The organism is Flavonifractor sp. An306 (assembly GCF_002159455.1).
Taxonomy (GTDB): Bacteria; Bacillota; Clostridia; order Oscillospirales; family Oscillospiraceae; genus Flavonifractor.
Map to the genome: position 1 here is coordinate 41,140 of NZ_NFIQ01000016.1, position 18,505 is coordinate 59,644.

The 18,505-nt window shown below is 61.3% G+C and carries 15 protein-coding genes, 1 tRNA gene and 2 riboswitches; of the genes, 1 reads left to right on the forward strand and 15 read right to left on the reverse strand.

From position 1 onward, the window contains the following. Positions 1 to 8 precede the first annotated feature (8 nt). The 15 genes from B5F88_RS21035 to B5F88_RS05885 all read right to left on the reverse strand — a co-directional run bounded on the left by B5F88_RS21035 (position 9) and on the right by B5F88_RS05885 (position 17,883). Complete coding sequence (locus B5F88_RS21035; RefSeq protein WP_204246202.1) at positions 9 to 2,435, reverse strand: DUF4157 domain-containing protein; 2,427 nt, start codon at positions 2,433 to 2,435, stop codon at positions 9 to 11. Positions 2,436 to 2,560: 125 nt separating this feature from the next. After that, positions 2,561 to 3,790: a LuxR C-terminal-related transcriptional regulator gene (locus B5F88_RS21935; protein WP_087342815.1), complete on the reverse strand. Its 1,230-nt coding sequence runs from the start codon at positions 3,788 to 3,790 to the stop codon at positions 2,561 to 2,563. 74 nt (positions 3,791 to 3,864) lie between these two features. Then, on the reverse strand, positions 3,865 to 5,280 hold the full coding sequence (locus tag B5F88_RS05825; RefSeq protein WP_087342818.1) for a sodium:alanine symporter family protein: 1,416 nt from the start codon (positions 5,278 to 5,280) through the stop codon (positions 3,865 to 3,867). Between the two features lie 115 nt (positions 5,281 to 5,395). Continuing rightward, a riboswitch (glycine riboswitch) is annotated at positions 5,396 to 5,481 on the reverse strand. 3 nt (positions 5,482 to 5,484) lie between these two features. Next, a riboswitch (glycine riboswitch) is annotated at positions 5,485 to 5,570 on the reverse strand. 73 nt (positions 5,571 to 5,643) lie between these two features. Continuing rightward, positions 5,644 to 7,056, reverse strand: a complete 1,413-nt coding sequence (cysS, locus tag B5F88_RS05830; RefSeq protein WP_087342821.1) for a cysteine--tRNA ligase — start codon at positions 7,054 to 7,056, stop codon at positions 5,644 to 5,646. A gap of 21 nt (positions 7,057 to 7,077) precedes the next feature. Further along, positions 7,078 to 7,719 carry a serine O-acetyltransferase EpsC gene (gene epsC / locus B5F88_RS05835; protein ID WP_087342824.1) on the reverse strand — a complete coding sequence of 214 codons (642 nt, stop codon included), beginning with the start codon at positions 7,717 to 7,719 and terminating at the stop codon, positions 7,078 to 7,080. 273 nt (positions 7,720 to 7,992) lie between these two features. Then, positions 7,993 to 8,625 (reverse strand): acetyltransferase, encoded by a 633-nt coding sequence (locus B5F88_RS05840; protein WP_087342827.1) that lies wholly within the window; start codon positions 8,623 to 8,625, stop codon positions 7,993 to 7,995. Next, positions 8,625 to 9,152, reverse strand: a complete 528-nt coding sequence (gene pgsA, locus B5F88_RS05845) for a CDP-diacylglycerol--glycerol-3-phosphate 3-phosphatidyltransferase (protein WP_087342829.1) — start codon at positions 9,150 to 9,152, stop codon at positions 8,625 to 8,627. The genes B5F88_RS05840 and pgsA overlap by 1 nt, the downstream gene beginning before the upstream one ends. 6 nt (positions 9,153 to 9,158) lie before the next feature. Then, positions 9,159 to 10,478: a 30S ribosomal protein S12 methylthiotransferase RimO gene (gene rimO, locus B5F88_RS05850; RefSeq protein ID WP_087342831.1), complete on the reverse strand. Its 1,320-nt coding sequence runs from the start codon at positions 10,476 to 10,478 to the stop codon at positions 9,159 to 9,161. Positions 10,479 to 10,490: 12 nt separating this feature from the next. Continuing rightward, on the reverse strand, positions 10,491 to 11,144 hold the full coding sequence (locus tag B5F88_RS05855) for a RecX family transcriptional regulator (protein WP_087342834.1): 654 nt from the start codon (positions 11,142 to 11,144) through the stop codon (positions 10,491 to 10,493). Further along, on the reverse strand, positions 11,131 to 12,243 hold the full coding sequence (recA, locus tag B5F88_RS05860) for a recombinase RecA (RefSeq protein WP_087342837.1): 1,113 nt from the start codon (positions 12,241 to 12,243) through the stop codon (positions 11,131 to 11,133). The genes B5F88_RS05855 and recA overlap by 14 nt, the downstream gene beginning before the upstream one ends. A gap of 39 nt (positions 12,244 to 12,282) precedes the next feature. Further along, a complete protein-coding gene (gene prmC, locus B5F88_RS05865) occupies positions 12,283 to 13,146 on the reverse strand; it encodes a peptide chain release factor N(5)-glutamine methyltransferase (protein ID WP_087342840.1) in 864 nt (287 codons plus the stop codon). Between the two features lie 57 nt (positions 13,147 to 13,203). Further along, positions 13,204 to 14,184, reverse strand: a complete 981-nt coding sequence (locus B5F88_RS05870) for a DUF1385 domain-containing protein (RefSeq protein ID WP_087342843.1) — start codon at positions 14,182 to 14,184, stop codon at positions 13,204 to 13,206. 98 nt (positions 14,185 to 14,282) lie between these two features. Further along, entirely contained in the window at positions 14,283 to 15,713 is a 1,431-nt protein-coding gene (locus B5F88_RS05875; protein WP_242959651.1) for a HAMP domain-containing sensor histidine kinase, read from the reverse strand. Between the two features lie 54 nt (positions 15,714 to 15,767). Then, entirely contained in the window at positions 15,768 to 16,454 is a 687-nt protein-coding gene (locus B5F88_RS05880; protein WP_087342845.1) for a response regulator transcription factor, read from the reverse strand. A 16-nt stretch (positions 16,455 to 16,470) separates the two neighbouring features. Next, positions 16,471 to 17,883: a hypothetical protein gene (locus B5F88_RS05885; RefSeq protein WP_087342848.1), complete on the reverse strand. Its 1,413-nt coding sequence runs from the start codon at positions 17,881 to 17,883 to the stop codon at positions 16,471 to 16,473. A gap of 338 nt (positions 17,884 to 18,221) precedes the next feature. Here B5F88_RS05885 and B5F88_RS05890 point away from each other — a divergent pair. Continuing rightward, positions 18,222 to 18,306 (forward strand) — tRNA-Leu (locus tag B5F88_RS05890). Positions 18,307 to 18,505 lie beyond the last annotated feature (199 nt).

The window sequence follows — 18,505 nt, forward strand, 5'->3', positions numbered from 1 at the left end:
CATGGCCCTTACAGCCGCACCCTGTCCCCGATCATCATCCCCCGATTGAGTCCCACCACCCAATTGCGTTTTTTGGTGGCCAGAGGGGCGCTCTTGGTCAGGCGAATGGCGTCATATCCCAGCATGGAGGCAAAAAAGCCGTCATCCTCAATGGCGGCCAGCAGGCCTGGATCAACCCCCTCGCCAGCGGCTTTGATCTGCTTCTGCCGCATCTGTGCGATTTTATCCTTGTCCTTGGGGTCGTAGGTGTCCACATCCAGGATCCTGGCCCCCTTCTTCATGCCGAAGCGGGCAATGGCGCTGCGCTCGTTGGGGCCGGTCTCGGTCCCCCGCTGCTCGTTGCCTCCCTCCCGGTTGGCGTAGTCCTTGGCTGTGCGCAAGGTGGATTCCGGGTGGCCTGAGGCAAAACAGGTCCCGCTGCCGTACACGCCTCCGCCCACAAACAAGTCACCCTGCCGGAACTCATCCAGATACTCCTCCGCCTTGCCCTCCGGACTGGAAACGCCCCGGTACATCATCTCCTCCGGCCGCTGCCGGAACCGCTTTTCCTGAGACAGATCATCCACAATCTCGGGGGCGGCGGAGTAGTTGAGCAACTCCAGCAATTTTCCCATATTCTGGGTTCGCTGCTGGGGATCGGCGCTGAAGCTGATCCCATTCTCCTTCATTTTTTGGGAAAACGCTTTCAGGCTCATCCCCTTATACTTACCATGTCTGTCCACCGGCAGGCCCAGATCCCTGGGATTTCTGGCGTCCGGCGCCACACTCACCAGCCCGGTAGCCGGGGCCAGATTGGTTCCGCCCACCGCCTGGGCGCCTGCCGCGGGCACCGCCGGAGCTGACGTAGGCGGCGGAGGCGCGGGGCGGCGGGGTACCAGGGCCGGGGCCACTCCGGCAGGCGGCGGAGGCGCAGGACGCCGGGGCACCAGGGCTGGGGCTACTCCGGCAGGCGGTGGAGGCGCAGGACGCCGGGGCACCAAAGGCTGGGCCTGTCCGCTCCGGGTCGGGACGCCTCTGGTCCACCCGGGGGCGGCAACGGGTGCCAGCACTCCGATGGGGTCAAACACCTTGCCATAGCCCTGGGTGGGCAGCGGCCCGGTGATCCCACGGGAGGCGGCCCGCTTGGCTATGCCGAACTTCTCCCCGGCCTGCTGGCTGGCCTGCACGCCCTGGGCAATGTTTGCCGGAATAACGCCCTGTGCCTCCTCGGTATCAAACAGGGCGCTGATGGGCAGCCGCTCCGGCGCCTGGGAGGGGTCAGCCGCCTCGGCAATGGCCCGCCTGTTCTGATAGAGCCGCACAAAATTGGTCGTGGTCTGCCGTTTCCACGGGTCCTGAGAGGCCATGGCCTCCTCCATATTTTGTTCCGCATCCTTTTTGATTTTGCCCTGAATATCCTCTATCATCTTTTGGGCCAGTTCCGCCTTGGTCCGGTTGCCTCTCCCACCCTGCTCCCGGGCCTGGGCGATGATCTCCTGCAGATATTGAATCTGTCGGGCGCCGGAGTGCGCGGTGTGGGAGCCGTTGACCAGCAGCCGGTTGAGCAGAGCCACATCCTGAATCGACTTCAGCTGTCCCCGGTCGCCTTGCCCATCCTTGATATGCCGGTCCACCTGATCGTACAGGGGGCCCAGCTCCTGCTCCAGCGCAAGCAGATGAGGGTCCGCTTCTATAGCCAGCATCTCCCAATTCCTGCCCACCGGAGAGCTGGTCCCCCCTGCGCCGGACAAAAAGGCATCCTCCCGGGCCCGCATCTCCTCCTCCAGCTCGTATTCCGCCCGCGCCTTCCTGTGCCACCAGGAGGGCTTCTTCTTTTTTTCGGGGGCCGCCTGGGCCGCCGGCGCAGGGGTGGGGGCCGAGCCTCCCGGACCGGATATGACCAGTTCCTCCTCTTCCTTATGTTTTTTCCGCCCGGGCCACATCTGTACTCCTCCAGCAGGGGTGGACAGGGTGGCCACGCCGCTGTCCACCCCGCCCTGCTGAACGGTGTGGACCAGCTCATGGGCGGCGATGACGGCGTCAAAGCCGCCGGAGCCGAAATAGACGTCCGTACCGCTGGTAAAGGCCCGGGCTCCCATCGCGTCGGCCCGGGCTGCGGCGTCTTCCCCGGTATGGAACCGAACGTCAGAGAAGTCCGCCTCCATACGCCGGCCCATTTCCGCCTTTACCGCTTCGGGAGAACCGGCAGAAACCGGTGCGGAAAGCCGGTCGGCCTCCTGCTCCGCCTGTGGGATCTGCGCCTGCGGACGGGGTTGTGCGTTTGGCTGGCGGGCCAGAATCCGCTCTCCCAGCGCCTGCCCGCCAGCGGAATCGGAAGTCCCGTACAGCGAGAGCAGCGCCGAATTGGAAACGCCGGAGGGTAGCGGAACGCTCCCTGTTTCCCTGTCCCGGCGAAGGGGCTCCGTCCGTGCTCTTTTCCGTTCCTGCGTCTGCATCGTGTCCACCCTTTCCTCTCACACGGCGATTTTTTATTGTTATCATAGCACAGGTCCCGCTTTCTGAAATCCCTCTTTTCGGCACAAAAAAGAACTATGCCTGCGGCGGTCCGCAGGCATAGTATTTAGCGCAGCATATATTGTTTCAGGTCTTTTCTCTGCTTGATATTCAGCTTCTGCAGCGTAGAGGACATGAAGTTCTTTACCGTATAGAGGGAGATGCCCATATGGTCGGCAATCTCCTGATTGGACCATCCCCGGGCTGCCAGCATGGCGATGGCGAACTCTGTGGTGGTCAGATTGTCCGCCACGTCGTGGCCGGTAACCGGATTGTGGACCTTGCGCCACCCGGCGGAAAAGCGGTAGGTAATGGCAATAATCCGCTTAAAATCCTCCGGCCAGTCCTTTTTCAGCACCGCCTCCAGCATCCCGCCCAGCAGGCCGTGATGCTCTCCAAAGCCCTCGATCAGGTCGTCCGGCTGGGCCAGCGCCCAGGCCGCCAGCAGATGCCGCTCGGCCTGCTCCGGCTGCTTCAGGCTCATGTAATCCATCACCGCCACCAGATGCAGATAGATGTTGGGAATGGGATAGACCTCCGCCTGCATGGCAAGGGCGGTCTCCACAATGCCGATGCTCTTGCCATAGTCGCCCAGCAGATAGGTATGATGGGCCTGTACATACAGTCCAAACAGACGCAGCCCCGGCGGCAGAAGCCGCAGCTGCTCCTGAAGGGGTCCTACCTCCTCCGGCAGGGGCAGGTGGAGGAGCACGGCGGCGGCGGTAACGGTAAAGACGGCCAGCGCCCGCAGCTGGGGCGGGGTGCGGGTGTTGGCGGCGGCCAGCGTCCGCCGTACCTGGGCCATGGTGTATCGGGTCCGCTGGATCTGGCCGATGGACAGGTTTGCATAGGCGTAGATCAGACAGGCCGACAGCCGCAGAGACTGCTCCGGATAGGAGAGGTAGAGCTCCGCCACCTCTGCCGCCTCCTCCGGACGGCCGCTGAAATAATGGTATTCCGCCATGGCAATATCCCGCAGGCGGGGGTCCTTCAACCCCTCCACATACTCCATGCAGTGCCCCGGCTGAAACGCCCCATTCATCAGCGGCATGGGGAGCAGATGAGCTGTTTTTCCAGCCGAAACAGGGCAGGGTCGCAGCCTGGGCAGGGGTGCCCCCGGTACCTTCTGTGTAGGTTCTTCCTGCAGAGGTACAGGCCTTTGCGCATTGTCAGGGATGGCCCAGGAGCTGCCAAATTTCACGGCCCCCTCAATGCGCCCGTCTACGCAGTACTGCTGAACCAGCCGTTGGGAAATGTTCCACTTCTGTGCAGCCTCCCGCACGGTGATATATTTCATAGCGCTCCTCCGCAAACAGATTTCACGCCTTTATTATATTCGCTTTCCCCCACACTTTCAAGAAGCCGCTTCCATTACCTGGAGTGCTCCTCCAGCCCTTTGCTCCGGGCGATGCGTACCACCGTGCCGGTCAGGGCAAAGAGGGCGATGGCGTTAGGAATCACCATCAGGTTGTTGAACATGTCGGTCAGCTCCCACACCAGGGTGTTGGACATGAGGGTGCCCAGGAAAATAAAGATCAGGGCTATGACAGCGTACACCGGAGCCGCCTTCTTGCCGAACAGGTAGATCACGTTGATCTTGCCAAACATGTTCCAGCTCAGCACCGTGGAGAAGGCGAAAAAGAACAGACACACCGCCACAAATATGGCGCCGCCCTCCGCGCCGAACACCGTGCCGAAGGCGGTCTGGGCCAGGTTGGTGTTGCTGATCCCCTCGGGGACGACGCCGGTGTAGAGAATCCCGTCACTGGTGTACAGGGTGGAGATAATCACCAGGGCGTTGAGGGTGAGCACCACGAAGGTGTCGATGAACACGCCCACCATGGCCACCACTCCCTGGTCGTGGGGGTTCTTCACATTGGCCTGGGCATGGGCGTGGGGGGTGGAGCCCATGCCGGCCTCATTGGAGAACAGGCCCCGCTTGGCCCCCTGGCTGATGGCGGTCTTGATGGCATAGCCGAAGCCGCCGCCGATGATGGCCTGGGGCTGGAAGGCGTAGCGGAAGATCATGCCGAAGGTGGCGGGGATGTAGCGGTACCGGGCCACCAGCACCGCCAGTCCGCCGGCCAGGAAAATCACCGCCATCACCGGCACCAGCTTCTCGGTCACCGCGGCCAGGCGGCTCATCCCGCCCAGGAAGATCACGGCGCAGATGACCACCAGAACGATGCCCACCACCCAGGAGGGCACGTGGAAGGCGGTCTGGAACGTGGAACCGATAGAGTTGGACTGCACCATGCATCCCATGAAGCCCAGCGCCAGGATGATGGCCACGGCGAAGAAGCCGGCCAGGAACTTGCCGAAGGCGCCCTTGAAGGCGGTGGTGATATAGTACACCGGCCCGCCGTGGAAGTGCCCCTGCTCATCCACCACACGGGTTTTGATGGCCAGAGTGGCCTCGGCGTAAATGGTGGCCATGCCGAAGAAGGCGATGACCCACATCCAGAAAATAGCGCCCGGGCCGCCGGTGAGAATGGCGCCGGAGGCGCCCACGATATTGCCGGTGCCCACCTGAGCAGCGATGGCGGTGGCCAGGGCCTGGAAGGAGCTCATGCCCCGCTCCTGCCGCCCGCCCCGCAGGGACAGATTGCCGAATACCTTCTTCATGCCCTCCCCAAAGCAGCGCACCTGAATAAACCGGGTGCGGATGGAGTACCACAGCCCCACCCCGATCAGCAGGAAAACCAGAATATAGCTGGACAGGGTGACGTTGATCTCGCAGACGATGGGGTAGAGCCATTCTTCCAGTGCTTGCATTGCTTCCAACATAGTGCTTCTCTCCTCTTTTTGCTCAAAAAAACAGGCCGTGGGTCCGCCCACGGCCTGCAAAGACAAACACCACGCCCGGCGGGGCCCTCAGGGGCCCCGCCGGCGTCTGTTCGTCCTCTGTCCTTTTGCCTGAGAGATTGGCAGCGCGTCGCCGCGCCGCTTTGCACCTTCGGCACCCACAGTTCATGAGCTTCTCCAGAGTGACATTCACGTACAGTCCTGATTCCTACCGGAACGCCTGAGAGTGTTACTCCTTCGGCAAGCCAACGGCTTTTTCCTGCACGCTTCAACTGTCCTGTTCAGTTGTGATGGACATTATACCGCCACAGGAGGACATTGTCAAGTCCTTCCTTTTCACCGGCGTTATACCCGGGTCCAGGTGGTGCCCTCCTTGCTGTCCTTGATCTCCACACCCATGGCCTTGAGCTGATCCCGGATGGCGTCGGCCTTGGCCCAGTCCTTGGCCTTTTTGGCCTCCAGCCGCTGGGTGATGAGAGCCTCAATCTCCTCGGCGCCCTCCGCCGGGGCGGACGCCTTCTCCCGCAGGGCGGCGGCCTTTTCCAGCAGATCCAGGCCCAGCACCTGGTCGAAGCTGCCGATGAGGGCCCGCTTGGTGGCGTCGTTCACGTCGGCCTTCAGCACATCGTACAGCGCGGTGACGCCCAGGGAGGTGTTCAAATCGTTGCCCACAGCCTCGATAAATGCGGCTTTGTACTTGGCGGCCGCCGCCTCGTCCACCGGGGCGGGGTCGTCAGACAGGGCGGCCACCCGGCTGACCAGCTTGTCATAGGCGGTCTTGGCGTTGTCCAGGTTCTCCCAGGAGAAGATCAGGCTCTTGCGGTAGTGGGACTGGAGGCAGAAGAAGCGGTATACCAGGGGGTCATACCCCTTCTCCTCCAGCAGGGAGACCGTGAGGAACTCGCCGCTGGACTTGCTCATCTTGCCGTGGTTGGTGTTCAAATGGTGGACGTGCATCCAGTACTTGCACCAGGGATGCCCCAGATAGGCCTCGGACTGGGCGATCTCGTTGGTGTGGTGGGGGAAGGCGTTGTCGATGCCGCCGCAGTGGATATCCAGGTACTCCCCATTGTACTTCATGGAGATGCAGGAGCACTCGATATGCCAGCCGGGATAGCCCACGCCCCAGGGGGAGTCCCACTTCAGGGCCTGGTCCTCAAACTTGGACTTGGTGAACCACAGCACAAAGTCGTTCTTGTTGCGCTTGTTCAGGTCCTCCTCCACGCCCTCCCGGACGCCCACCGCCAAGTCCTCCTCGTCGTGGTCGTTGAACACATAGTACTGCTTCAGCTTGGAGGTGTCAAAGTACACGTTGCCGCCAGCAAAATAGGCGTAGCCGGTGTCCAGCAGCTTGGAGATGACCTTGATATAGTCGTCGATCATGCCGGTGGCGGGCTGTACCACGTCAGGGTACTTGATATTCAGCTTCCTGCAGTCGGCAAAAAAGGCATCGGTGTAAAACTGGGCGATCTCCAGCACGCTCTTGTGCTCCCGCTTGGCCCCCTTCACCATCTTGTCCTCGCCGGTATCGGCGTCGGAGGCCAGATGGCCCACGTCGGTGATGTTCATGACCCGCTTTACGTCATAGCCGTCGTACCGGAGGAATTTCTCCAGCACATCCTCCATGATATAGCTGCGCAGGTTGCCGATATGGGCAAAGTGGTACACCGTGGGGCCGCAGGTGTACATGGACACCTTGCCGGGGGTATGGGGGACAAACTCCTCTTTCTGATGGCTGGCGGAATTATATAACTTCATATGCTTCGCTCCTCTGTTCTTTTACTGTTGAATTTTTTGTTCGACCAGCTGCTCCAGCCATTCCAGCCGGGAGCTGAGCGCTTTCAGTTCCTTTTGTACCGGGTCGGTGACGTGGATCTGGTCCACCTGACCGGCGAAATCCACCTTCTCCCCGGCGATACGCACCGTCCGGGCGGGCACGCCCACAGCGGTGGCGTTGGGCGGGATCTCGCTGAGTACCACCGCATTGGCGGCGATACGGGAATTATCTCCCACTTTGAAGGGCCCCAGTACCTTGGCTCCGGTGGAGACCAGCACATTGTTGCCCAGGGTGGGGTGGCGCTTGCCATGATCCTTGCCGGTACCCCCCAGGGTCACCCCATGGTAGAGCAGGCAGTCGTCTCCGATCTCCGCGGTTTCGCCGATGACGATGCCCATGCCGTGGTCGATGACCAGGCGGCGGCCGATCTTGGCGCCCGGGTGGATCTCGATCCCTGTCCAGAACCGGCTCCACTGGCTGATGAACCGGGCCAGAAAAAACCATCTGTGACAGTACAGGAAATGGGCGATTCTATGGTAAATGATGGCGTGCACGCCGGGATAGAGCAAAAAAATCTCCAACCGGCTGCGGGCCGCCGGATCTCTTGCCTGGTAGGCCCGTAAGGTCTCGCCGAGACGAGTCATGGCTCAACACCTCCAAAAAAATCGCCTCTTATGCACAGGGCATAAGAGGCGATGACTCGCGGTTCCACTCTCATTTCTCACTCGAAGGCCGATAACGGGGCCTGCCGGAGGGCGTCTGCATCCCCCGCGCTCCCGGACGCACATTCTCCAGTTACCCCCTGGGACCGCTCTCAGCCGGTGACGTTCCCTCTCTGGCGGGTACTCGCTGGATACTATTTCCGTTCTTCACGCGATTCAACTGTTTTAGTATATTATCATCTTCCGGCAGCCGTGTCAAGGTTCCGGCAAATCGTACCTGGCGCAGAACTCCGCCACGTCGTCAAAGTCCCGCAGCCGTTCTTTCAGCGTCTCATGGCTCCAGTCCCACCAGCGGATGCGCAGCAGAGCCTCAATGGTAGGCCGGTCGTATCGCCAGCCGATGTGCCGGGCGGGCACCCCTCCCACGATCTCGTAGGGAGCCACGTCATGGGTCACCACCGCTCCGGCGCCCACCACGCCGCCATGGCCGATGGTCACCCCTCCCATCACCACCGCGTTGTGCCCCAGCCATACATCGTGCCCGGTCACAACCCGGTTCTGCCGCCGCCAGTCCAGAAACGCCTCGTCATCCTCGCCCAGGCCGTAGTGGGCACAGCGGTAGGTAACGTGATGGGCCGCCGCCCGGAATTTGGCAGGGTGCTGCACCGGATTGAGCCGCACCCCGGTGGCAATGGAGTTGAACTTGCCGATGCAGGAATAGATGATGTCGTTATAGCCAAAGCAATAGCTGTAGGCCCCCACCTGGCTCTCCTCCAGGGCGCAGTGGTCGCCGATCTCCACATACCCGCCGAAGGCGCACCTTTTGACCCGGCTGGTGGGGTGGATCAGCGGCCGTTTGGGGTCCAGGCGTTTGGAAAAGTCCAGCATTACACCTTGCTCCAGTCAATCACATCTTTGTTTTTGGCGAAATATTCCACGCCGGAATAGATGGTGGTGCCGATAATCAGGGCAATACACACCCCGTCCAGTACCGGGTGGACAAACACCAACATCAGACAGATGCACACCATGGTGGAGGCGGTTTTTACCTTTCCCGACCAGGCGGCGGCAATGACCCGTCCCCGCTCCACAGCAAGCAGCCGCAGGCCGGTGACGGCAAATTCCCGCACCACCACAATGAGCAGCGCCCAGGCCGGAAACCGGCCCATCTCCACAAACCACAGCAGGGCGGACATGACCAGCATTTTGTCCGCCAGGGGGTCCATAAATTTACCGAAGTCGGTCACCAGGTTGTAGTGGCGGGCGATGTATCCGTCCACAAAGTCGGTAACGCTGGCCAGGATAAAGATAGCCAGGGCAAACAGCATGTGGAAGGGAAAATCCAGATAGAGCACTACCAGAAATACGGGGATCAAAAAGATCCGGAGCATGGTCAGCTTATTGGCGGTATTCACAGCATGTCACTCCTCAATCTCTCCGGTCAGGTCGCCGTCCTGAGTGCCGGTGATACGCACATTGACAAATTCTCCGGCGGGGATCAGCCCGGCGGCGGTAAAATAGACGTGATTGTCCACATCCACCGAGTCGGCGTAGGTGCGGCCCACATAACAGCCCATGTCGGGGTCAAAGCCCTCGCAGAGCACCTCCATGGTCTCCCCCAGCCGCTGCTCGTTCCAGTGGTCCATCACCCGGCTCTGCAGCTCCACCAGCAGCTCCACCCGCCGCTGGGCCACGTCCGGGTCCACCTGGTCCTCCATCTCCGCGGCGGGAGTGCCCTCCTCCGGGGAGAACTGGAAGATACCCGCCCGCTCAATGGCGCTCTCCCGCAGGAACTGGCACAGCTCCTCAAACTCCGCCTCCCCCTCTCCGGGCAGGCCGCAGATCAGGGAGGTGCGCAGCACCACGCCGGGGATCCGCTCCCGCAGCTTGCCCAGCAGGGCCTGGATCTGGGCGTTGGTGGTGTGCCGGTTCATGGCCTTCAGAATACGGTCATTACTATGCTGCAGGGGTATGTCAATATACTTGACGATCTTGGGCTGGCGGGCAATGACCTCAATGAGGTCGTCCCCCAGAATATCCGGATAGAGGTAGTGCAGGCGGATCCAGTGGAAGGGCAGCTTGCACAGCTCATTCAGCAGCTCGCCCAGCATCTGCTTGTGGTAGAGGTCGCTACCGTAGCGGGTGATGTCCTGAGCAATGACGATCAGCTCCTTCACCCCCCGGTCCGCCAGGGCCTTGGCCTCCTCCAGCAAAGCCTCCATGGTGCGGCTGCGGTAGCGGCCCCGGAGATAGGGGATGATGCAGAAGGCACAGCGGTTGTCGCACCCCTCGGCGATCTTCAGGAAGGCGGTATAGGAGGGGGTGGTCACCAGCCGCTCCCCGTCCTCGTCGGTGCGGCTGATATCCCCGAACCGCCGGGGATGCCCGCCGGCAGCCAGCTCCTCCAGAGCAGAGACGATATCGGTATAGCTGCCGGTGCCCATCACACCGTCCACCTCGGGCATTTCCTTCGTCAGCTCGTCCTGATAGCGCTGGGACAGGCAGCCGGTGACCAGCAGCTTGCCCAGCTTGCCCTGGTCCTTCAGAGCGGCCAGCTCCAGAATGTTCTGGATGGCCTCGCTCTTGGCCGAGTCAATAAAGCCGCAGGTGTTGAGCACCGCAATATCCGCCCCCTCCGGCTCCCCGGTGACGGTATGGCCGGCAGCCCGGGTGAGGGCCATCATCTGCTCGGTATTCACCAGATTCTTGGCGCAGCCAAGGGAAACAAATGCAACCTTCAAATGACTGTCTCCTTATTCATACTCAAAATCTTCAGCCCCACCGTACCGGCGCAGGCCGTCCTTGATGTCCTCCCACCGGAAGCCCCGGCGGGCCAGGGCGGCGGCGGCCCGCTGGCAGCTCTTGGGGTCAGACAAATCCACTCCCCGCAGCTTTTTCCTCAAAAAGGCGTCAATGGCGTCGTCAGGGGACACCAAGGTCTCCAGCGCCTGGTCCCAGTATTCCCGGGGCACGCCCCGGCGGTAGAGCTCCTCCCGGATCCGGGCGGGTCCCCACCCCTTGGCGGCATAGTGCTCCGCCACCGTACAGGCATAGGCCCCGTCGTTGAGGTAGCCCAGCTCCTCCAGCCGGTCGGCCGCGGCCTCCGCCGTCTCCCGGTCGGCCAGCGGCTCCTTCTCCCGGTCCCTGGGCCGGGCAGTGAGCTTATCCACCAGCTCCTTGCGGGACAGGGGGCGGGCGGCCAGCAGATCCATGGCCTTGTCCCGCACCGCGGCGGCCTTGGCCGCCCGGGTCAGCTCCTTCAGCTTCTCCGCCGTCAGCTCCAGCCCGGAGCACAAGCCAAAGACGGCCACCTCATTTTCCCCCACCCGCAGAATGGTCCCATCCTCCAGGTGGCACAGCCAGCGGCCCTGGATCCGTTGGGATGGGGCCAGCTTACTGATCCGCATCCTCAAAGTCCTCGGCGGAGATATCCACCGCCCGGCCTGCCGCACGGGCGGCGGCCCGGGCCTGGTTGCTCATCAGCTTGTAGGCGTTTTTGCGGATGTCGGCCTCCAGCTTGTCGCACACCTCCGGGTTGTCCTTCAGGTACTGCTTGGCGGCGTCCCGGCCCTGACCCAGGCGGGTCTCCCCCATGGCAAACCAGGAGCCCGACTTCTGCACCAGGTCCAGCTTGGCGGCCAGATCCAGAATCTCGCCCACCTTGGAGATGCCCTCGCCGTACATAATGTCAAACTCCGCCTCCTTGAAGGGGGGCGAGACCTTATTTTTCACCACCTTGGCCCGGGTACGGTTGCCGATGATCTCCGAACCGCTCTTCAGAGACTCGATGCGCCGCACGTCGATACGCACCGAGGCATAGAACTTCAGGGCCCGGCCGCCGGTGGTGACCTCCGGGTTGCCGTACATGACCCCTACCTTTTCCCGCAGCTGGTTGATGAAGATGACCACACAGTTGGTCTTGGCGATGGAACCGGCCAGCTTGCGCAGGGCCTGGCTCATCAGCCGGGCCAGCAGGCCCACATGGGAATCCCCCATGTCCCCCTCGATCTCGGCCCGGGGGGTAAGGGCGGCCACCGAGTCCACCACCACCACGTCGATGGCGCCGGAACGGACCAGCGCCTCGCAGATCTCCAGGCCCTGCTCGCCGGTATCGGGCTGGGAGATAAGCATGGAGTCGATATCCACACCCAGAGCCCGGGCATAGTAGGGGTCCAGGGCGTGCTCGGCGTCGATGAAGGCCACCTCGCCGCCCCGCTTCTGGGCCTCGGCCACAATGTGCAGGGCCAGGGTGGTCTTACCGGAGGATTCCGGACCATAGATCTCAATGATACGCCCCTTGGGCACGCCGCCGATCCCCAGGGCCAGGTCCAGCGACAGGGACCCGGTGGGAATGGCTTCCACCACAATGTCGGCGTTGTCTCCCAGGCGCATGATGGAGCCCTTGCCGTAGACCTTCTCGATCTGGGCCATGGCGGTCTCCAGCGCTTTCTTCTTATCAGAGGCGGGGGCCGCGGCCTCCACCACAGGCTTTTTCTTGTCTGCCATACTGTGACTTCTCCTCTCAAAAAGCGGGACGGCCCGCTTTTACCGGTTTGAAATACCCTCTACCACCCGCCAGATTCCCTGGGTATCCTGGGTGCTCTGGACCTGTTCAAAGCCGTTCATGGTCAAGATCCGTTCCACATCCTGGGCCTGGCCGATTCCCACCTCGAACACCAGAGAACCGCCCAGCCGCAGGGCCTTGCCCCAGCGCTGGGCGATGGCCCGGTAAAAATCCAGGCCGTCCGTCCCGCCGTCCAGGGCGGAACGGGGCTCATAGTCCCGGACGCTGGCGTCCAGAGCGGCAATGTCTCCGCTGGGAATATAAGGGGGATTGCAGGCGATCACGTCAAAGTCCCACAGGGCGGCGGGAGGCTCCTCCAGGGCGTCGGCGTGGACGCAGGTGACCCGGGCGTTCAGGTCGCAGCGGCGGATGTTGCCCTTGCACAGCTTCAGCGCCGGTTCGCTGACATCTGCCAGCACCACCCGGCACTCGGGCACATTGGCCGCCACCGCCAGCCCCACGCAGCCGCTGCCGGCGCACAGGTCCAGCACCCTTGCCCCCTCTCCGGCGGCGCGGGCCAGCAAAATGGCCCGCTCGGCCAGCACCTCCGTGTCCATCCGGGGAATCAGCACGTCAGGGGACACCTCCAGGGACAGGCCGTAAAATTCCCACTCCCCGATGATGTAGGCCACCGGCTCCCCCGCCAGCCGCCGCTCCACCAGCCCGGACAGCTTCTCCTCCACCTGGGCGGAGGCGTACAGCGTCATATCCCGGTAAAACTGCTCTCGGCTCTTGCCCGCGGCGCAGCACACCAGCTCCCTGGCCTCCAGCTGCGCCCCCTCAATCCCCGCCTGACGCAGCCGGCGGCGTGCGTCCAGGTAGAGGTTGTTATAGGTGGTCGCCATGAAACCACACTCCCGCTTCTAATCTCTCTTTCTCTCACTGGTTTCCCTGACAGGGATTCACCACTGATCCTTCCCCTCCTCACTGGGAAGAACCAGCGTAAAGGCCCGGATACCCACCTCGATCATGCTGTCGTCCGGCTCAAAGGTGGTCCAGTTCTGCAGCCACAGCCCCGGCGCGGTCATCACCCGGGTGAACCAGTTGTCATACCGGCCCACCAGGCGGTTGAACTCATAGGTCAGGCTGACGATCACCGGCAGCAGCAGCAGATGCAGACCCATCCGCACAAAAGTATTCACCACGTCCACATAGGTAAACACCACGCTGGAAAGCAGAATACTCACCACAATTACCACAAACAGGAAGCTGGTGCCGCAGCGGGGGTGGTGCCTGGGCTGCTTGCGCACGTTCTCCACCGTCAGGGGCAGGCCGTGCTCATAGCAGAAGATGGTCTTGTGCTCCGCCCCGTGGTACTGAAAGACCCGGTGGATCTCCTTGGTGTGGGAGCACAACATCAGGTAGCCCGCAAAGATGACGATGCGCACCACGCCCTCCAGCAGGTTGCGCACCCACATGGCCAGGGGCACCGCCTTTCCCAGCAGGCCCACCAGCGCGGTGGGCAGCAGGATAAAGAGCACCACGGAAAACAGCATGCCCAACACCACTGCCAGGGTGACCAGCGCCGAGGCCGCCTTTTCGCTGCCCAGGTGCTTGTCCAGCCACACCTCCAGTTTGGAGGGCTCCTCCGGCGTCTCCTCGTCCTCTGGCACAAAGGAGGCGGAATACATCAGGGCCTTCACCCCGTTGGCCATGGAGGAGCAGAAATTGAACACGCCCCGGATCAGGGGCAGGCCCAGCAGGGGGTGCTTGTCCTTGATGAGCACCCGCTCCTCCACCTGCTCCTCCAGCGTACCGTCCGGCTTGCGGACCACCACGGCCTTTTTCTCCGGTCCCAGCATCATGATGCCTTCAATCAGGGCCTGGCCGCCGATCATGGTCTTATAGGGGGTATCGCAGGCTCGCTTTGTCTCTTTTGACATTGAGTGTTTGTTCTCCTTGCTGTTGGAATCTGAATAGTCTTGTCTATTGTATCAAACCCGCGCCCTGATTGCAAGGGGCGCGGGTTTGAATTTTAGAACTAATGTTCTATTTGCGTTTGGGGATGGATGGGCAGACGGATGGTGACGATGCAGCCGCCCCCTTCCGCGTTGCCGATCTCCAGCGTCCCCCCATGGAGGGTGACGATCTCATCGCACACCGCCAGACCGATGCCGGAGCCTCTGGCCTTGGAGGAGCCTTTATAGAATTTGTACTTCACATGGGGAAGTTCCTCCTCCGGAATGCCGGGGCCATAGTCCCGGATGGTGATCACCGCCTGGTCTCCCTCCGGGCGGATGGCGGTATCAATGCGCTTGCCGGAGCCGCCGTGCTTGGCGGCGTTGTCCAGCACATTGCAGAACACCTGCCGCAGCCGCTCCGGGTCGCCGGAGATCAGCGGGAACTCCTCCTCGCAGTCAAAGTGGTTGAGCTCGATGCCCTCCCGCCGGAAGAACTCCCGGTAGGTGTACACCGCGTCCTCCAGCTCGGCCTTGATGTCCATGGGCTCCACCGACAGGGTGAACCGGCCGTCCTGGATGCGGGAAAACTCCAGCAGCTCCTCCACCATGTTGGTCAGCCGCCGGGCCTCGGACACGATGATGCCCATGCCCTTTTTCACATCCGCCGCATCCCGCACCTCTCCGTTCATGATGGTCTCCGCCCAGCCGTTGATGGCGGTCAGAGGGGTGCGCAGCTCATGGGACACCGAGGAGATAAACTCGTTTTTCATCTTCTCACTCTGGCTGATTTTCAGGGACATGTCGTTGATGGCGTCGGTAAGATCGCCGATCTCGTCGTCAAACTGCTTTTCAATCTGCACTCCGTAGGAGCCGCCGGCGATCCGCTTGGCGGTATCCGTGATCCCGGCCACCGGCTCCACAATGGAGCGGACAAAATACAGGTTGGAAAAATACACCATGGCCAGAATGGCCAGGCCGATGCCCAGGGAGATGCCCACAATGAGAATGATCTGCCGGTCCACAATGCGCAGGGAGGTAACGTAGCGCATGACCCCCACCACCTTGCCGTTGATGATCAGCGGGCTGGAGGCCGCCATGATGTGCTCCCCGGTGCTTGGGTCGGAGCCGGACCACTCCTTGGTCTTGCCCTGGCTCAGGGCCTCGGCGATATCCGGCGTGCCGGGGGAGCGGAAGGCGGTCAGGTCGGAGCTGGAGAAACGGATCTGGCCGCTGGCGTCCAGAAACTCCACCTCCAGCTTGTCCCCAGAGGGGTCCCCCGCTACCAGGGACTGGGCGTAATCATAATAGTTGTCCTCTGAGAGGAAATAGCTGAAGCTCTGCACCGCGTTTTCCGCCTTCTGGGACAGCGATTCACTGAGGGTGGAATAGTAATAGCTCCCCATGGCGGCGGAGAAGGCCGACACCGCCAGCAGGACGATGAACAGCACCACACTGATGGAGTTCACCATCCAGCGCTTTCGGATTCCGCGGATGCCCTTGATTTTTTTCATAAATCCTTATCTCACCACCTGGGTTCATTAAAAGATGCGCGTGCGGTCTGCCGCTCAGAAACCCCACTTGTAGCCGTAGCCCCACACCGTTGTAATAAAGGTGGGATTGGTGGGGTCGTCCTCGATCTTGATGCGCAGGCGCCGGATATTCACGTCCACGATCTTCAGCTCGCCAAAGTAGTCCCGGCCCCACACGGAATCCAGGATCTCCTCCCGGGAGAGCGCCTTCCCCGGGTTGTCCATAAACAGCTTGATGATGGAGTATTCCACCTGGGTGAGCTTGATGCGCTGCCCGTTCTTCTCCAGGGTACGGTTGCGGACGTTGAGCAGGAAGGGAGGCTGGCTGATCTCCCCGGAATCCACCGGGTCCCCCCCGCCGGTGCGGCGGTACAGTGCGTCGATCCGGGCGGTGAGCTCCGCCGGAGAAAAGGGCTTGGTCACATAGTCGTCCGCGCCGGTCATCAGGCCGGTCACCTTGTCCATCTCCTGGGTACGGGCGGTGAGCATGATAATCCCGATCTTGTTGTCCCCCGCCCGGATCCGGCGGCACACCTCAAATCCATCCATATCGGGCAGCATGATGTCCAGCAGCGCCACCTTGATGTCCGGGTTGCGCTTGAGCTGGGCCAGGGCCTCCTCCCCGGTCTCAGCCTCAATGGCCTCATAGCCGGCCCGCTTCAAATTGATCACCACAAAGCTGCGGATGTTGGCCTCGTCCTCCAGCACGAGCACCTTTTTCATCTCCGCTCCCTCCTTCTCATGATTTCTCGTAGGACCATTCGCTGGTAATCAGCGCAAATTTCGCTTTGACGCCCTCCTCGTCCAGACCGCAGTCCCAGTCGCTCTGGAGCAGGCGGGCGGCGTAAATCGTGTCGCTGTCGGTAGCGTCCGGCAGCAGGCGGAACCGGCCGGCCATATTGGCCCGCATATAGCGGTTGTCGCCGCTGAGGGCGTAGATAACCAGAAACGGCACCGGCTCCGCCGTACCCTGTCCCTCCCAGTAGGAGAAGATCACCGCCCGCTCGCCGCCGGCCACGTCGTTCCGGGAGACCGTGATCTTGCCATCCCAGCTCTCCGGCAGGATAAAGTACCAGCCGTCCCGGTCGTTATAATAGGTCGTGAACACCAGACTGGACTTTCCGTTGACGTCATACTGCAGCCAGCGGATGGCCCAGAAATTCACCGCAATGCTGGAGCTGGTGGGATCGGTGAGGGCATAGGGGTCGGGCAACTCCAGAATTCCGTCGCTGTTGATATCCTTGGCAGACACCGCCGTATACCAGCGGATGGTTCCATCGCTCTCCCCCGTGGCGGAATTCAGGGTAATATTGCGCAGAGCCCCGTTCTTCCAGGCAAAGATATCGGTAATATGACCCTCCCCGCTGTAAGTGGCGCTGTTGAAGGCGGAGAGCTCCTCTCCCGGCGCGGCGCTGCCCGAGGAGGCGTATGCCGCGTCCACAAAGACCGCAGGCACCCCATCCTTCAGGTAGCCCGTCTTGACCCCATTTTCCACCAGGGAGGTCACATTGCGGGAAAGAGGGGCGGCGGAATCCAGCTCCAGCATCCCGTCCCGGTAGTCGTACAGCTCCGCCCGGTTACTGTTCTCCCCCATGCCTGTGTGGATGACCACAATCTCATTGACTCCGTCGGTGTCCAGGTCGCACACCTGGAAATCGGTATACTCTGTCCGCATCAATTCCAGAACCTGGTCGTTATGAATGGAATAGGCCGCCAGGGAATAGAGCTTGTCGCTCTGCTGCCAGCCTACGATGATCTCCTTGCCGGGTATGCCGTCCACATCCTGGTAGCTGACCACATTGATGGCGGTGCCGGCGCTCTCTATCATGGCCGCCAGCTCATAATCCTCGTTGGACTCCCGGTAAATGCAGATTTTCAGCTGCCGCTCGTCCGAGCTCACCCGGAAAAAAGCGATGGCCTCCTGCACGCCGTCTCCATCCAGATCCTGGAGCTGTACCTTTTGGGTCAGCTCGCCCGTCAGCGGGGCGGCATATTCCCCGCCGGCGTTGAGCACTTCGCTGATCTTGTTGTCCAGCTTCAGATAGTCGTCAGGCGCCTTGGGCTGGGCATACATCTCGTCCACTGATTGGGAAAAGCAGCCGGTCAGCAGCAGGAACAGCCCCGCCGCCAAAAGCACTCGGAATCGTTTCATACTATCAAGCCCCTCCATGGGATCTCATTTCAGGTCACAAGGATATCATAGCATATCTTGCAAATAAATGATATGATATTTTTCTCAATTTCCTTGCCCGTAGCCCTTGCCAACCCTCCCAAACTCATGTATAATAACCTTCGTCCCATATGCCGGTATGATGGAATTGGTAGACGTGACGGACTCAAAATCTTGTTCGTCCATTCACAGGCGTTTTTGTAGGACCCTTGGTATTACAGCATATTTTCAACTGAATAACAGCATTTGGTTTTAATATCCCTCCCGCATATCCCTCCGAAATCAGAGATATGCGGGACACAGGGAATTAAAATATAAATGCCGGTGTGGCGGAATTGGCAGACGCACCGCACTCAAAATGCGGCGGAGCAATCCGTGCCGGTTCGAGTCCGGCCACCGGCACCATAAAATCAAAACGGTATAGATGCCACTGGCGAAAAGCCAGTGGCATCAACCGTTTCCGGGCTTTTTCAGCTCAAAAATCCATTGATTCTCCCATAGATGCCAGTAAGCGTAAAATAGCGGAGGACATAGAAAGATAGAGCAAGGCTGCCATTTGCGAAATGGCAGCCTTTATCTGCATATAGACTGAGCAGTTGTCCCC

Bases quoted from the DNA above. Each gene is read 5' to 3' on its own strand.
- B5F88_RS21035 (WP_204246202.1), bottom strand. From the start codon at position 2,435: ATGCAGACGCAGGAACGGAAAAGAGCACGGACGGAGCCCCTTCGCCGG.
- B5F88_RS21935 (WP_087342815.1), bottom strand. From the start codon at position 3,790: ATGAAATATATCACCGTGCGGGAGGCTGCACAGAAGTGGAACATTTCC.
- B5F88_RS05825 (WP_087342818.1), bottom strand. From the start codon at position 5,280: ATGTTGGAAGCAATGCAAGCACTGGAAGAATGGCTCTACCCCATCGTC.
- cysS (WP_087342821.1), bottom strand. From the start codon at position 7,056: ATGAAGTTATATAATTCCGCCAGCCATCAGAAAGAGGAGTTTGTCCCC.
- epsC (WP_087342824.1), bottom strand. From the start codon at position 7,719: ATGACTCGTCTCGGCGAGACCTTACGGGCCTACCAGGCAAGAGATCCG.
- B5F88_RS05840 (WP_087342827.1), bottom strand. From the start codon at position 8,625: ATGCTGGACTTTTCCAAACGCCTGGACCCCAAACGGCCGCTGATCCAC.
- B5F88_RS05855 (WP_087342834.1), bottom strand. From the start codon at position 11,144: ATGCGGATCAGTAAGCTGGCCCCATCCCAACGGATCCAGGGCCGCTGG.
- recA (WP_087342837.1), bottom strand. From the start codon at position 12,243: ATGGCAGACAAGAAAAAGCCTGTGGTGGAGGCCGCGGCCCCCGCCTCT.
- prmC (WP_087342840.1), bottom strand. From the start codon at position 13,146: ATGGCGACCACCTATAACAACCTCTACCTGGACGCACGCCGCCGGCTG.
- B5F88_RS05870 (WP_087342843.1), bottom strand. From the start codon at position 14,184: ATGTCAAAAGAGACAAAGCGAGCCTGCGATACCCCCTATAAGACCATG.
- B5F88_RS05875 (WP_242959651.1), bottom strand. From the start codon at position 15,713: ATGAAAAAAATCAAGGGCATCCGCGGAATCCGAAAGCGCTGGATGGTG.
- B5F88_RS05880 (WP_087342845.1), bottom strand. From the start codon at position 16,454: ATGAAAAAGGTGCTCGTGCTGGAGGACGAGGCCAACATCCGCAGCTTT.
- B5F88_RS05885 (WP_087342848.1), bottom strand. From the start codon at position 17,883: ATGAAACGATTCCGAGTGCTTTTGGCGGCGGGGCTGTTCCTGCTGCTG.